This is a genomic window from Janthinobacterium tructae (assembly GCF_006517255.1).
Classification (GTDB): Bacteria; Pseudomonadota; Gammaproteobacteria; order Burkholderiales; family Burkholderiaceae_D; genus Janthinobacterium; species Janthinobacterium tructae.
The window spans coordinates 5,995,972-6,010,321 of the sequence record NZ_CP041185.1 but is presented as its reverse complement, the minus strand read 5'-3'; the positions used below and the strand labels follow the sequence as shown (position 1 = coordinate 6,010,321).

Genomic DNA, 14,350 nt, shown 5'->3' with positions numbered 1-14,350 from the left:
GGTGACACACGTCTTATCAGGAAACTATGTCGCCGATCGAACGCAAATGGTGGTTCATGCTGCCCGTCATGACGGTCGCCGCCGTCGCTACCCTGTTCCTGCTCGACAGTGCCAACGTGCCAAACACGAACCCGTTCGCGCGCGGCCTGATTTTCGGCCTGTGTTTCACATCGCTGCACCGCGGCCTGTCGTTCTGCATCTGGATGGGCCTGTTGTGGGGCGCACCGGCACTGGCGGACAGCAAGCTGGCCAAGGGCACGGATCGCCCCGCCTAGTTCAGCGACGCCAGCGCATTTCCCCGCACTTGAAACGCCACCTGCGCCACCGTCTTGCCAGCGACGTCGACGAGAGCCAGCGCGTGCTTGCCCGGCACGGGACGCCAGCTGATGCTATCAAGAGCCGCGCCCATATCCTTGCCGTCGAGCACCCAGCGCAAGGCATGGCTGCCTTGCGCCTGGAAGAACACGCGCTGCAGGGCGGGCGGGATGTCGGGATCGATGGCGAGGATGCTGTCCTCGGCCGGATACACGATGGCGGGTGGCTTCACGGTGTCGCCCAATACGGCGATGACGGGGCTTTCCGTACCAGCGATAAACCATTCGCGGCGCGGCGCTTCCAACGCGGGCTGGTACGCCACCATCTGCTGCAGCACGCCGGGCGGTGCCTTCGGCGCATGGCTGGGCACGTTCTTGTGCAGATAATCCATCACGTCGCGCCACACGGGCGCGGCGCCCGTCACACCCGACACGTCCCACATCGGCTTGCCATCGAAATTGCCCACCCACACGCCCACCGTGTAGCGCGCCGAGTAGCCCATGCACCAGTTGTCGCGCATGTCCTTGCTGGTGCCCGTCTTGACGGCGCTCCAGAAATTCGTCCCCAGTTCGTTGCGCAAGCCAAAGGTCATGCTGCGCGCGGCGCGGTCGGCCAGGATGTCGCCCACGATGAAGGCGGCGCCCGCTTCCATCACGCGGCGCCTTTCCTTGCCCGCCTGCCCCGGCTGCAGGCTCGCCGTGCTGTACAGGCCGCCATTGGCCAGCGCGCGGTAGGCGTTGGCCAGTTCCAGCAAGGTCACTTCCGATGAGCCGAGGGCCAGCGAAGGGCCGTAATATTCGGCCGGTTCCGTCAGGCTGGACAGGCCCACGTCCTTCAGACGGTTGTAAAAGCCGTCCTGCCCCGTCAGCAGCACCGTGCGCACGGCGGGAATGTTGAGCGAGCTGGCCAGGCTGGTGCGGGCGCTGACGTAACCCTTGAAATTGCGGTCGTAGTTTTGCGGCGCATACATGCCCGACGCCGTGGCAACGTCGAGCGGCGAGTCGTCCATGACGGAGGCGGCCGTCATCAGCCGGCGCTCGATGGCCAGTTCATACAGGAAAGGTTTTAAGGTGGAACCGGCCTGGCGCAGGGCCGTCACACCATCGACGTGGTTGCCGCCCGCGTTGCCGACATAGGCAAGGACTTCTCCGCTGCGGTTGTCGAGCACGATGATGGCGCCATCGTTGACATTGCGCTCGCGCAAGGACGCCAGTTGCTGGCGCAGATTTTCCTGCGCGAAACGCTGCAGGGGACCGTCGAGGGTGCTACGCACGGAGGCGCCCGATTGCTTGAGCAGCTGCTGCGCCACTTGCGGCGCCGGCGCGAGGTCGGCGTACAGGGCCGTGCGCTGCAAGGCCGTCTGCACGCGCTGGCCGATCAGCTGGCAACTGCTGTCCATGCGCCACTCTTTGGCCAGCGCGCAGGCGCGGCGCGTGACGGTGGCAGGCGGCGCATTCGGTGCCCGCACCAGGCTGGCCAGGATGATGCCGTCCGTCTGGTTCAGGCCCGACGGCGCCTTGCCGAACAGGCTGTACGAGGCGGACGCGATGCCTTGCAGCTCGCCGCGGAACGACACCAGGTTCAAATACGCTTCAAAAATCTGCGCCTTGCTCCAGCTATCCTCGATGGCTTGCGCGGCGCGCATCTGGTCCCATTTCTGGCGCAGGCTGCGTCCGCCCGAGGATGCCTGCAAGTCCGCATCGAGCTGGCCCGCCAGCTGCATGGTAATGGTCGAGGCACCCCGGGGCTTTTTCGAAAACAGATTGTCCCAGGCGGCCGTGGCCAGCGCGGACACATCCACGCCGCCATGGCGCAAGAAGCGCTGGTCTTCCGCCAGCAGCACGGCCTGCTGCACGGCCGGTGATATGTCCGCCAGCGGCACCCACGGCAAGCGCCGCACCTTCATGTCCACGCGTAACGATTGCAGCGGCGCGCCGCTGCGGTCCAGCAACTGCGCTTCCGAACTGCGGTAGGCCGCTTGCACCTGGGCCGGCGTCAATATCGCTTCGGCGACGGCCGGGCCGGCCAGCAGGCAGCCCATCAGTAAAGCAAACCCTTTCACTGCGCCACCTTCACATTCGCGTTCGGCGACTCGCCAAACATTTCGGGCGAATACATGGCTTCGATGCGCGTGGCCGGCAGGCTGAAATCCCCGGCATTGTTCAGGCGCACCGTGTATTCCACGCTCCACGTGCCTTTTGGCACAAACGCGTAATACGCGCGGAAAGCGTCGAAGGCCCGCTCCTCGAACGTGGGCCAGACCCAGCCCGTGGATTTTTCACCGGCCGTCAGCAGCTGCGAATCGCGGCCCAGGCCGTTGCCCAGCACCGTGGCGCTGGCGGGGATCGGATCGTCGACCACCACCCAGCTCATGTCCGCCTGCGCCGACAAATCCAGGCGCACGCGGTAGACATCGCCGCGCGACCAGTGGCCAGTGGTTTTCTGTTCCACTGGCGTAATGGTTTTCTTGATCGTGTAGCCGCTGGAGACGGGCGCCTTGAGCGGGATGGCCGCCAGGCTTTGCACGGTGGCCCACGGTTTGCCGGTGCCGCTGTGCGCCAGGCCCAGGGTGTCCATGCCCTTCGGCCACGCTTGCAGCACGGGTCCCACTTTCGCCGCGCCATTCCACACGAGCGCTTGCGTATCGCCGCCCAGCTTGACGGCGCTGGCACCCGTCACTGGCGTGGATTCGAACTTGGCCGAGAACTTACTGATGGCCAGCGTGCCCCAGGCGTTGGCCACCGTGGTATCCCAACGGCCCTTCTTCTGGCGTCCCATGCTGCCGCGCACCAGGCGGCCGATGTCATCCTTCCACGCCGGGTCGTCCATCACGGCCAGCAACAAGCGGTTGGCGTTGACGTCGCCGGACACCATCAGCCACCACCAGTTATCCTTGCGCTCGGTGGAAAAGCCCATGGTCGTGCCCTGGAAGTTCAAACGGCTGCGCAGGATCTGCTGCGCCTCGGCCAGCAGCGCATCGCGGCGCGCCAGGCTTGGCGTGCGTTGCAGCAACAAGCTCCAGTCGATGACGGCCGAGGTCGGCCACAGGTTAGGGCTGATGCTGATGCTCTCCAGCGCATCGGGCGGCACTTTATTGGAGCGCGACAGCGCTTCCAGCGCGGCAAGCTTGCGCACGGCCAGGTCGGTGGTGGCCAGCGCGGAATGGCGCACGATGCGGCCCTGCACGAAGGCCGTCAAGGCTGCTTCCATGCGGTTCTTCGTCTGTTCGGGAATCGCATAGCCCGCTTCCCTGGTGGCCGACAGCACGTAGGCCGTCAGGCTGTCGCTGCCCTGCTCCATGATGGGAAAATATTTCAGCAGGCCGTCGCTATCCAGATAGGCGGGCAAGCTGGCGGCCAGCTTGTTCCACGCCTCCTGGTCTTGCAGGGCGATGGCTTTCGACGTGTTTTGCTCGAAACAAGTGTATGGATACGCAGCCATGTACTCGCGCACGCCGGGCAGCTCGCCGCCCAGCCTGGCGACAAAGCTGGTCTGGACGCCGCCCCTGCCCGGCAAGGCGCCGGCCGGCATTTGCACGGACATATTGACGGGCTTGTCGATCTGCAGCAAGGTGGCTTGATACGTGCGCACGGGCGTGGCCTGGCCCACCTTTTGCGTGATTTTGAGTTTATCGGTATGGCTACCCGCCTTCGCGCCTATCTCCCACACGATATTCTGCACACCGAGCGGCACCTGGTAATCCCAGCCCACTTCGCGCGCTTCGCCCGCCGCCAACGTCAAACTCTGGCGCGGCAAGGCCTTGCCGCCCGCGCTGGCATTGAGGTCCACGTTCAAGGACGCTGCCGACGTGTTGCGCACGGTAAAGCCCGCACGCAACTGGTCGCCTTCGCGCACGAGCGTCGGCAAGCCCGACATCAGGATCAAGTCTTGCGAGCTGCGGATGTCCGTGCTGCCCGTGCCGAACAATTCCTTGCCCGCACTGGCAATCGCAACGATGCGGAATCCCGTCAAGGAATCGTTGAGCGGTACTTGCACCGTCGCTTCGCCCTTGGCGTCGAGCTTGACGGTGCCCTTCCAGAACAGCAGGGTGTCGAACAGCTCGCGGCTGGCGCCCTTGCCGCCGCCCCCGCCGGCCGGGAAGGCTTTGCGGCCAAAGTGGCGCTTGCCGATCACCTGCATCTGCGCCGTCGCCGTTTCCACCTGCAGGCTGCGCTGCGCCATCATGGTGTCGAGCAATTTCCAGCTATCGTTGGGCATCAGTTCCAGCAAGCCCGTGTCGACGGCCGCCAGCGCCACTTCGGCGCCCGCTGGCAGCGGTTTGCCGTCGGCGCGGCGCACGCGCACCGATACCTCCGCCTTGTCGCGCGTTTTATACACTTCCTTGTCGGACACCACCATGACGTTCAGCTCATGCGCCTGCCACCCCACGTTCAGCGGTGCGATGCCCATCTTGTAGGCCGGCTTGCCCAGGTCCACCAAAGCCGTCGGCTGCACGCCATCGACACGCCCCCGCACGACAAACACGGACACGTACACATTCGGCGCGTAATTCGCTTTGACAGGGATATTGACCACCGGTTCCCGGCCATTGAGCTGGCGCACATAGGTGTCGAGGATGCCTTCGCGCTCGACCGTGATCAAGGCCGTGCCCGAACGGAACGGCATGCGCACCTGCAAGCTTGCTTCCTGGCCCGGTTCATAGCGTTTCTTTTCCGGCAGCACGTCGATACGGTCGTTGTCGCTGGCGTTGAACCACCAGTCGCCGCTGCCGGCCACCCAGGTTTCGCGGTTGGCGACGGCCGCGTTGCCGGCTGCATCCTGCGTGCGCGCGCGCAGTATCAGATTGCCGCTGGCGGGCGCCTTCACGTCGCAAATCAACAGGCCCTTGTTGTCCGTCTTGCCCGAACACGCCTGACCCAGCTTGACGACTTCGCTGCTGTTTTCATACGCATAGAAGCCGCCGATCAGGCGGCGGCGGTGCGAATAGCTGTTGCGCTGGAAGAAATCGACGGCAACCGGGGCATTCGCCACGGGCTTGCCATTGGTGCCGAGCACGGCCACCGTGAACTTGAAGGCATCCTTGCTCAAGGCCCAGGCGTCGGGCTTGATGCCGATCACATAGTTCGATGGCCACAGCGGTACGCGCGTGGCCACCGAGGCTGTCTCGCCATTTGCATCCTGGAACGCCATTTCCGCCACCAGGTCGCGCGGCGTGGACAGCTGCGGCAGCTGGTCGATGACGATGCGCGCGCCGCCAGCCTTGTCGAGGGTCAAGCTTTGCGTGCGCGCGGCAGCTGCGCCGGCGCCGACACGTCCGCCATGGCCTTCGTCCTGCCATTCGCCCTCGTCGTCGTCGTAGCCCGTGCCCTGTTTCACCAGGCCTTCCTTCACGTCGCCATTGCTGAAGCTATAGTCGGGATAGTCGGCAAACGTCACGCTCTTGTCTTGCAGCACCGTGCGCAGCTTGACGGGCGCATTCGTGGCGGCGCCGCCGGCCAGATACGTGATTTGCGCATCGAGGGCCAGCTGTTTCACCTGCACGGCGGGTGCTTTCGGGCCCTGCAGCACGGCTTTCATGGTCGGCACGCGGAACGCTTCCACGCGGAAGCTGCCGGACGGGCGGCCCGCCATGGTGACGCTATATTCGCCCTGCTTGGCGTCGGCGGGAATGACCCAGTCGTTTTCCGCCGTGCCGCTGGCGGACCAGCGCAGGGGCAGCTGATAGTTCTGGTCGCTGCCCTGGTGCGTGATGACGATGGAGGTGGCGCTGCCGGGGCCGTTGTTCTTGTCGACCAGGCTCATGCCCTCGGCCGTGTGCTTGCGGATGAAATGCTTCATGTGCACGGTTTCGCCTGCGCGCAGCAGGGTGCGGTCGAATACCGTGGCCAGCAAGGTGTTGTCGGCGCGCGTGTCGTCCGTGGGCAAATTGAAACGCCAGGCTTCGATGCCGCCCACCCAGTCCGACAGGGTGAACGTCATGTCGCCGCCGCTGCGCGCACTGATAAAGTAGCGGCCATTGTTCTTGCAACTGGAAGCGGCCAGCTCGCCGGGAATCTGCGCCACGCCGTCGCTGCCTGTGGCGCCTTGCCACAGCAGCTTGCCGCCGCAGTCGCGCACGGCCACTTGCGCTTTCGCAACTGGCGCGCCCTTGTCCAGGGTCGTCACCCACACCAGCGACGATTGCGCGCCATGCTTGAAGTGGGCCGCCAGATTCGTCACCAGCGCGGCCGTGCGGATGTAGGCCGTGGTCGGTTTGCTCAGCAGCACCTTGCCGAGGATGGGGCTGGCCAGCTCGACCACATAAAAGCCCGGTTTCAGCAAAGGAATACCGATCACTTCAAAGGTTTTTTTGCCATCGGGACGGGGCAGGCTGATGGGACGCGTACCGGACGCATCGGCCAGCACGGATCTGCTCATGTTGCCCGCATACTGGGCGTAAGGCTGCCAGTATTCGCCGCCGTCGCCATTGCCGGCCAGGCGCTGCATCCACTCGATGATGAACTTGTCGTCATTGTCGGGCACGCGCAAGGTGGCGCCCGTGGCGGCAGCCGAGGCTTGCGCGACTTCCTTGCCCGACAGCACAGGCTCGATATTGCGCACCGTCACGGGCAGCAAGCCGTCGCCCTTCGCTTCGATGATGCCGAACGGGGCCGGGAACTTCAGCAGCGGCGGCTGTTCACCCGTGCGCACCGTCATGGGAAAGCGCGCGCGGTTGAGCAAGGCACGGCCCGCGTCATCCGTCAGCTTCGGTGGCAGGTTCAGCACGAAACTGGCTTGCACGGGGAAGGGGCCATTGAAGGTAGCGCCATACAGGAATTCCGCCTTTTCTTCGTCTTTTGAAATCGTCGGCGCATACGTCTTGCCGCCGCCCTTCAGGGTCATGGCGCGCACCTGCGCCGCGCTCACGGGCGCGGAAAACTGCACGCGCATGGGCAGGAAGGGGATGCACTGTTCCTTCGGATTGCTGCGCTCGCAGCTGAATTTGGCCGTGAAATCGGGGCGCGTCTTGTACTGCAGGGTTTGCGCCTTGTCGGTGGCAATGCCGCTGGCGCTGGCGATGCCCTCGCCCCACACGAGCGACACCTTGGCGTTGGCGGGGAAGCTGCGCTTGCATTGCAGCACGGTGACGGGCAGCGGCGGCGCGCCCTTGCTGGCGACGGGCATGCCCACTTTCCAGACCGTGCCCCGCTTCTTGAAGTAGACAGTCAGGTAGCGGTCGAGGAAGCTCTTGCGCAGGGTCAATACCTGCTCCAGTTCCTTGCCTTTGAACAGACGTACGGGAATCTTTTCATTGATGCCATCGGCGCGGCAATACGCGTTCGCGGCCACGCTGGCCTCGTTCGGCGCGGCATCGAGGCCCAGCACGAAGATCTGGTTTTCATCGATATACGGCTGGCCGTCATACGGCACGGCCTCGACGATGGCCGGGCCGCCCGTGGAAAAGCGGTACGACGCCGTCCCCTGCAAAGGCTTGCCTGCCAGATCCTTCAGCCCCGGCTTCAGGCTAAAACTGCAGGCCACGCCGGCCGGCAAGTCGCGCTCGAAATCATAATTCCAGTTACGCTCGTCGGCCCAGCGTCCCGCGCCCGCCACCAAGGCTGGCTCGGCCTTGCCGCAATCGATGGCGAACGGTGCGGGCAAGCCCATGTCGCCGAACGGCACCATCGGAGTGGCGAACTGGGCCCGCACCTGGCGCACGGCCTTGACCGTGCCGCTCGGTGAAAACAGGGCCACGCCGCTATCGGCCCAGGCCGGCATAGCCAGGCCCAGCGACAGCGACAGACATAGCCGGCCCAGTTTGCCAGATAGCGGGGAAGAAACGACACGGGACAGGTCAGGCACGGGAGACTCCTTGATGAAAAGTGGCGGAGCTGGCTGCGGCGCGCAAAAGTTGCCTGGAGGAAGCAACACAAGGCAAGCGAACGCGGCAGGAATACAACATCAATGTAATATTAGTTATCAAGCTCATCATTGTTGCTAATATACAGTGGCATGCCAGTAACAAGTCGTACGATTGCCTCGCGTCGCGGCGCCCGGAAGTGGCCGTGATAGCAAAATTTTCCCGAGGCGAATTAGTTTTTTTCAACAGCAAAGTAGTTGTCGTGAATCCGCAACACCATTGATATACCACAATGCTTTGTGCGCTAACGCACGGACGTTGCGAACCTGCCATCGTATTCTCTAGTCCAACAGCAGTGCATTTATCGCAAGATAGCGCACCTGGAATGGTTGTCTATCTCTAGCAATAGCATGTCTGGCAGTTGTCGCATTGATGCAGCAGAGAAAATCTCTTATCAACGTTGGGAGTTACTTGTGAATAATCTAAAAAAAATCGCCGTTGCCGCCGCAGTACTGTGCTCCGCCCTCGGCGCGCAGGCCCAGGAAATCAATCCCTCCTGGTACATTCAACCTAGCATCAACGCACTCAAGCCAGATTCCGATTTTTCCACGGATAAAACCGGCTATGGCGCAGGCTTGCGTTTCGGTAAGCCTGTTTCCCCGGACTGGGATATCCAGCTGGGCACCACGTACGCCCGCTCCAAGGATGGCGGTCAGCGCTACCAGCAAAATACGCTGGGTGTAGACGGCCTGTACATGTTCTCGCGTAAAGCCTTCCGTCCCTTCCTGCTGGTCGGTGCCGGCATGCAGCGCGACAAGGACACCAGCTTCGCCTTCGGTGAACGCACGAAGAGTTCGCCATACGCCAGCGTGGGCCTGGGCTTCCAGTCCAGCATCACCGATCAATTGTCCCTCCAGGCTGACGTACGCAATGTGCACGGTTTCCTGCGCGGCAATACCTTCGACCCAAGCAGCAAGTCGAACAACTACTACGTCACTGTGGGCCTGAACTTCGCGTTCGACAAACCACCTGCACCGCCGCCACCACCGCCACCACCGCCGCCAGTGCGTGAAGAAGTCGTCGTGGTCGTGCCGCCACCTCCGCCACCACCGCCACCACGCTTTGAAAAAGTGACGATGGCGGCAACGGAACTGTTCGCGTTCGACAGCGCCAAGCTGGGCCCGACACAGACCAAGCTCGACGAAATCGCCCGCGTGCTGAACGCTGCACCGGACGTCAACAACGTCGTCATCAGCGGTTATGCCGACCGCATCGGTTCGCCCAAGTACAACCTGAAACTGTCGCAGCAGCGCGCTGATGCAGTCAAGGAATACCTGGTCGCCCACGGTGTCGCCGCCAACCGCCTGACAGCCGAAGGCAAGGGTTCCACCAATCCTGTCGTCACCTGCGATAACAAGAAGCGTGCCGACCTGATCAAGTGCCTGGAACCAAACCGCCGCGTTGAAGTGGAACAAATCACCATCGAACGCCGCGTGCAGTAAGCTAACAGTGGTACGCCACTTGTGAATAAAAAAAAGGGGCTCGCGCCCCTTTTTTGCATTGAAAGCCAGCATGAATTTTTCTACCCGTTATCCCCGACTGGCCGGCCTGGTGCCGTTCAGCAAGCAAATGCGCAGTGTCATCGTCTGCTCCGTCACCGAATGGCTGGAACACCGCGCCTCGAGCAAGGGCGCTGCCCTCGCCTACTACACCCTGTTTTCCATCGCCCCCATCCTCGTGCTGGTGATTGCCATCGCCGGCTTTTTCTATGGTCCGGCCGCCGCGCGCGGTGAACTGATGGGGCAACTACAAGGCTTGCTGGGCACGCAAGGCGCCGAAGCCATCCAGCTGGTGCTGGCCGGCGCGAAGAACCATGATCAGGGCCGCATCGCCACCCTTATCGCCAGCGCCCTTCTGCTGTTTGGCGCCACCAGCGTGTTTGCCGAACTGAAAGCCAGTCTCGATGAAATCTGGCAAGTACCACCGCTGAAGGAAGCGGGCGCCTGGGACATGCTGCGCACGCGTTTGCTGTCCTTCGGCCTGGTGCTGGTACTGGCCTTCCTGCTGATGGTGTCGCTGGTAGTCAACGCCGCCATGGCCATTCTGGCCAACTTCTGGGAAGGCGTGTGGAAAGACACGGCCGTGCTGTTTACCATTTTGTCGAACCTGATCGGCTTTGCCGTCATCGCCAGCCTGTTTGCCGTCATCTATAAAATGCTGCCGCGCGTGCGCCTGTCCTGGCGCGACGTGCTGATCGGCGCCATCGGCACGGCCTTCATGTTTTCACTGGGAAAATATGCGATTGGCGTGTATATCGGCAATAGCGGCGTGGCCAGCAGCTATGGCGCGGCCGGTTCGCTGGTGGCCCTGCTGCTGTGGGTGTATTACTCGGCGCAAATCTTCTTCCTGGGCGCCGAATTCACGCGCCAGTTCGCCCTGCAACTGGGCAGCATGAAGGATATGCCGAAGACGGACGATGGCGATGTGCAAGTCAAGATATTGAAACGCCACCAGTCCTGAGCAGGCTGACGCATATAAAAACGGCGCCCGCGGGCGCCGTTTGCATTCTAGAAAACTACTCACCCAGCAGCTCGGCCACCGCTTCCATGCCTTGCACACGTTCGGCCACCACCTTCACGATGACGATGATGGGCACGCCCAGCAACAAGCCCCAGACGCCCCACAGCCAGCCCCAGAACAGCAGGCTGATGAAGACGGCCGTGGGATTCATGCGGGCAATGCGGCCCGTCATCCAGGTGGTGACAAAGGTACCCACCAGGGTGGCGATGGCCATCGACGTGCCCGTCACCAGCAAGACCATTTCCAGCGATTCGAACTGTAAGAAAGCCACCAGCCCAGTGGCGATGGTGATGAGCAAGGGACCGAAATACGGCATGATGTGCAGCAAGCCGGCCACGATGGCCCAGGCGCCCGCGTTTTCCAGGCCAATCACGCGCAGGGCGATCCACATCAGGACGGCCAGCAAGACATTCGTGACGAGCAGCATGAACATATAGTTCTGGATCGAGGTATTGATGTCTTCCAGGATGTGCACGGTGACCTTCTTGCGGCTCAGCGACGGTCCCGTCAGCTTGACAAGCTTGCGCTTGAAGGTGTCGCCCGACAGCAGCAGGAAAAACACGAGGAAGATGACCATGGTCGCCTGGCTGAGAAAGCCCACCAGGCCCAGCGAACCGGCCCAGACCCAGTCCATGATCTTGAAGTTGGGCGCCTCGGCGGCGGCGGCGCGGCGGTTGTTGCGGCGGGCCTCGGCGCCAGCGGCCACTTGCTCGATGGCATTGGCCACGGCCTGCATCTTCTGGAAGGTGCTGTTCTTGCCACCCGTATTCTCGGCGATCAGCCGCGACAGTTTCTGTGTGGCGGCCGGCAACTCTTCCACGATGGATTCAAATTCGCCCTGCACGCGCTCGATCACGACGACAGAGCCGAACAGGATCAGGGCCGTCACGGCGGTAGCGCCGATGGCGCGCGGCAAGCGCAGCTTTTCCAGCCAGGCGACGACGGGATTGAGGGTATAGGCAATAAAAATGCCGAAAAGGACGGGAATGAGGAATTTCTGCGCCCATTGCAACGCATAGATGAAGCTGACGGTGGCGATGATGCCCAGGGCCAGGCCGCGCGCATTGACATGCAGCGGCAGACGCAAGGATGCGTCCAGGTGCTCCCCTGGCATGCCGGGAGGTGGCCCGGCAGGCTCGGTGGAGACAGCCGCCACCGGCTCGGGCGGGGTATCTGTAGGCTGGATATGCATGCGATTCCCGCGACGGTCGGTGGAGGGCCACAGGACCAGCCCTGGGGCTGGCCGCTGCGGCAGGTCAGGCTATTACTTGACGCGGATGTCGTTTTTCACCGACTTCACACCCTTGACGCCACGGGTAATTTCGCCCGCTTTGGCGGCATCGGCTGGCTGGGCAACGAAGCCGCTCAGCTGAACCACGCCCTTGAAGGTTTCAACGTTGATTTCCGTCGATTTCAGGGTAGGCTCATTGAAGATGCTGGCTTTCACTTTGGTGGTGATGGCCGCGTCGTCGATGTACTCGCCCGTGCCTTCTTTGGTTGGGGTCGAAGCGCAACCTGCAACGGCGAACAGGGAAGCGATGAACAGGCCAGTAGCGATAGATTTAGTGAATTTCATGGTTTTTTCCTTAGAAGTGGTCAATCAATGTGCTCACAATGAGCTTCTTATACCAGTGTGGTGACTGCGCGCTGGATGGCGCTCAGTAACCAAACTGGGTTTTTGCAGCCTTGATACAGTCATCCTTGGCTGCGCCGGCCAATGCATCGCATTTTTCTGTCGCGACCTTGTACTCGGCTTTTCTCTTTGCTTCGCGCGCATCGCTGCGCGCTTCGATGACTTTCTTGTCTGCCTTGGCGTCAGCCAGGGCCGCCACCTTGGTGGACTTGGCCAGCTTGACGCAGACATCCTTGTCGTTGCCCGTCAGCGCATTGCAGCGCGCCAGGTCGACGTCGTAGTTGGCATCGGCAATCTTGATACGCGCCTTGGTGTAGGCACGCAGGGTATTCGTATATTGCGCCTGAGCCACCGCTTCATCGTAGGTGCGCACGGCCTTCGCTTCGGCGATGCAAACATCCTTCGGGTTGCCCGTGATTTTTTCGCACTCGGCATGCGCCAGCTTGTAATTCAGGCCCGCCTGTTCATTGGCTGCCTTGTAGGCTGCTTTCGCTTCCGGCGTGGCGGCCACGGCCTGGCCGCCCCAGGCGGCGCATGCCAGGCTGACGACGATGGCGGTGAAGAGCTTATTCTTGTTCATATTGTATTTCTCCCTGGTGGCACCAAGCATGTCTGCTTGGCATGACTACCGTTTTACGTGGATAGTCGCCGCTCTTCTGTACGCTGCCGTACACAAGTAATTTATTTTGAAAGCAGAAGGCAGACAGGGAGAAATAACAACGTTTTGCTGGATCGCTCGAGCCCACAATGCCAGTTCGACCGCAAATAAGTGCGTGCGGCAGCGTACAGACCAAGGACAGGGGCGTGACTAAGATGGCACTACACCCTCACCTCGTCAGGAGAATAAAATGAAAACCAACGCCACCTTGGCTGCACTGATGCTCGCCGCCACCGCCGTACTCAGCGGTTGCGCCACCGGCCCTACCCAGTCACAACAATATTACCCGGCCAACCAGCCTGAGTCCGCCATGTACGGCACCGTCGACTCCATCCAGATCGTGCAGGGTGGCGGTCAAACCAGCGGCGCCGGCGCCGTGGTCGGCGGCATCGCCGGCGCCCTGCTGGGCAATACCATCGGCTCGGGCGGCGGACGCACGGCCGCCACTGTGGCGGGTGCCGTCGCCGGCGGCGTAGTCGGCAACCAGGTGGAAGGCCGCAGGCAGCAAGCGCAGGCTTACCAGATCAGCGTGCGCCTCGACAACGGCGAATACCGCACCGTAGTGCAGGACAACGCGAATGACTTGCGTCCGGGCAACCGCGTGCGCGTCGTTGACGGCCGCGTCTACCGCTATTAATTTTCGGCGTAGCTTGCCAGCAAGCGTCCGCCATCCCGCATAAGTCGTACGATAACAAGGAGTTGCCATGGGCACCATCATTCTGATCATCTTGATCCTCGCCCTGGTCGGCGTCCTGCCTACCTGGCCGCATAGCCGCAACTGGGGTTACGGCCCCAGCGGCATCGCTGGCCTGGTCGTCGTGATACTGATCCTGCTATTACTGACGGGCAGGTTGTAAAAAAAGGCGCTGCGGCGCCTTTTTTATTTTAAGGAGGAAATATCATGACTATCCACAACACACTCTTGGCCACCGTGTTCGCCTGCAGCCTGGCGCCACTGGCCTTGGCCCAGACGGCCACGCCGCAGCCGGGCGACCCGCAACGCTGGTACCAGGAAGACAGCACGGCGCAAGCCCAGCTGCGCACCCTGCGCAAGGAAATCGCCGCCGCCCTGGGCGAGGCCAAAAAAGCGTGTCGTTCGGAACCCTCCGCCACGCGCGCCAGCTGCCTGAAAGATGCACAAGACACTTACCGGCAAGACATGGCACATGCGGAAAAACTGCGCGAGGCAGCCCATCCGCAGTGATGCGCCGTGCTGTTGCGACGCCAGACAAACTGCAACGCCTGACAAAACCGTCGCGAGCGGAAGGGAGAGCTGGCTAAGAAGCGCAACCGTACTCTGTACGGGGGCGCCGAGCCGGTGAGCATCGCAGGCCGCCTATACCGACGCGCAGCAGGTTTTGAC

At 62.4% G+C, this 14,350-nt stretch carries 11 protein-coding genes; 6 read left to right on the top strand and 5 right to left on the bottom strand.

Translation table 11 applies throughout. The features are described 5' to 3' along the window. Positions 1–26: 26 nt before the first annotated feature. Positions 27–275, top strand: a complete 249-nt coding sequence (locus tag FJQ89_RS26595; protein WP_141172352.1) for a hypothetical protein — start codon at positions 27–29, stop codon at positions 273–275. Here FJQ89_RS26595 and pbpC read toward each other — a convergent pair. Both pbpC and FJQ89_RS26585 read right to left on the bottom strand, forming a co-directional pair. Then, on the bottom strand, positions 272–2,356 hold the full coding sequence (gene pbpC / locus FJQ89_RS26590; RefSeq protein ID WP_141173008.1) for a penicillin-binding protein 1C: 2,085 nt from the start codon (positions 2,354–2,356) through the stop codon (positions 272–274). The two genes, FJQ89_RS26595 and pbpC, sit on opposite strands and share 4 nt — an antisense overlap. Positions 2,357–2,373: 17 nt before the next feature. Further along, positions 2,374–8,118, bottom strand: a complete 5,745-nt coding sequence (locus FJQ89_RS26585) for an alpha-2-macroglobulin family protein (protein ID WP_243136290.1) — start codon at positions 8,116–8,118, stop codon at positions 2,374–2,376. Between the two features lie 471 nt (positions 8,119–8,589). On the opposite strand from FJQ89_RS26585, the gene FJQ89_RS26580 reads away from it, so the two are divergent. Together FJQ89_RS26580 and FJQ89_RS26575 are read left to right on the top strand one after the other, a co-directional pair. Further along, the gene (locus FJQ89_RS26580; RefSeq protein ID WP_141172350.1) at positions 8,590–9,618 is read left to right on the top strand and encodes an OmpA family protein; all 1,029 of its coding nucleotides are present in this window, start codon (positions 8,590–8,592) and stop codon (positions 9,616–9,618) included. A gap of 70 nt (positions 9,619–9,688) precedes the next feature. Continuing rightward, positions 9,689–10,636: a YihY/virulence factor BrkB family protein gene (locus tag FJQ89_RS26575; RefSeq protein ID WP_141172349.1), complete on the top strand. Its 948-nt coding sequence runs from the start codon at positions 9,689–9,691 to the stop codon at positions 10,634–10,636. A 55-nt stretch (positions 10,637–10,691) separates the two neighbouring features. Here FJQ89_RS26575 and FJQ89_RS26570 read toward each other — a convergent pair whose 3' ends face one another. The 3 genes from FJQ89_RS26570 to FJQ89_RS26560 all read right to left on the bottom strand — a co-directional run bounded on the left by FJQ89_RS26570 (position 10,692) and on the right by FJQ89_RS26560 (position 12,909). After that, on the bottom strand, positions 10,692–11,810 hold the full coding sequence (locus tag FJQ89_RS26570) for an AI-2E family transporter (RefSeq protein WP_243136598.1): 1,119 nt from the start codon (positions 11,808–11,810) through the stop codon (positions 10,692–10,694). A 150-nt stretch (positions 11,811–11,960) separates the two neighbouring features. Continuing rightward, positions 11,961–12,272 (bottom strand): BON domain-containing protein, encoded by a 312-nt coding sequence (locus FJQ89_RS26565; protein ID WP_096234579.1) that lies wholly within the window; start codon positions 12,270–12,272, stop codon positions 11,961–11,963. 82 nt (positions 12,273–12,354) lie between these two features. Continuing rightward, complete coding sequence (locus FJQ89_RS26560; protein WP_046682431.1) at positions 12,355–12,909, bottom strand: hypothetical protein; 555 nt, start codon at positions 12,907–12,909, stop codon at positions 12,355–12,357. A gap of 268 nt (positions 12,910–13,177) precedes the next feature. Between FJQ89_RS26560 and FJQ89_RS26555 the strand changes: the two genes are divergently transcribed. The 3 genes from FJQ89_RS26555 to FJQ89_RS26545 all read left to right on the top strand — a co-directional run bounded on the left by FJQ89_RS26555 (position 13,178) and on the right by FJQ89_RS26545 (position 14,191). Then, positions 13,178–13,624 (top strand): outer membrane lipoprotein, encoded by a 447-nt coding sequence (locus FJQ89_RS26555; RefSeq protein ID WP_099760047.1) that lies wholly within the window; start codon positions 13,178–13,180, stop codon positions 13,622–13,624. Positions 13,625–13,691: 67 nt separating this feature from the next. After that, positions 13,692–13,844 carry a DUF3309 family protein gene (locus FJQ89_RS26550; RefSeq protein ID WP_010396415.1) on the top strand — a complete coding sequence of 51 codons (153 nt, stop codon included), beginning with the start codon at positions 13,692–13,694 and terminating at the stop codon, positions 13,842–13,844. 44 nt (positions 13,845–13,888) lie between these two features. Then, complete coding sequence (locus FJQ89_RS26545) at positions 13,889–14,191, top strand: hypothetical protein (RefSeq protein ID WP_141172348.1); 303 nt, start codon at positions 13,889–13,891, stop codon at positions 14,189–14,191. Positions 14,192–14,350: the final 159 nt, after the last annotated feature.

Coding starts and splice junctions, on each gene's coding strand:
- FJQ89_RS26595 (WP_141172352.1), top strand. CDS start 27: ATGTCGCCGATCGAACGCAAATGGTGGTTCATGCTGCCCGTCATGACG.
- pbpC (WP_141173008.1), bottom strand. CDS start 2,356: ATGGGCTGCCTGCTGGCCGGCCCGGCCGTCGCCGAAGCGATATTGACG.
- FJQ89_RS26575 (WP_141172349.1), top strand. CDS start 9,689: ATGAATTTTTCTACCCGTTATCCCCGACTGGCCGGCCTGGTGCCGTTC.
- FJQ89_RS26570 (WP_243136598.1), bottom strand. CDS start 11,810: ATGCCAGGGGAGCACCTGGACGCATCCTTGCGTCTGCCGCTGCATGTC.
- FJQ89_RS26565 (WP_096234579.1), bottom strand. CDS start 12,272: ATGAAATTCACTAAATCTATCGCTACTGGCCTGTTCATCGCTTCCCTG.
- FJQ89_RS26560 (WP_046682431.1), bottom strand. CDS start 12,909: ATGAACAAGAATAAGCTCTTCACCGCCATCGTCGTCAGCCTGGCATGC.
- FJQ89_RS26555 (WP_099760047.1), top strand. CDS start 13,178: ATGAAAACCAACGCCACCTTGGCTGCACTGATGCTCGCCGCCACCGCC.
- FJQ89_RS26550 (WP_010396415.1), top strand. CDS start 13,692: ATGGGCACCATCATTCTGATCATCTTGATCCTCGCCCTGGTCGGCGTC.
- FJQ89_RS26545 (WP_141172348.1), top strand. CDS start 13,889: ATGACTATCCACAACACACTCTTGGCCACCGTGTTCGCCTGCAGCCTG.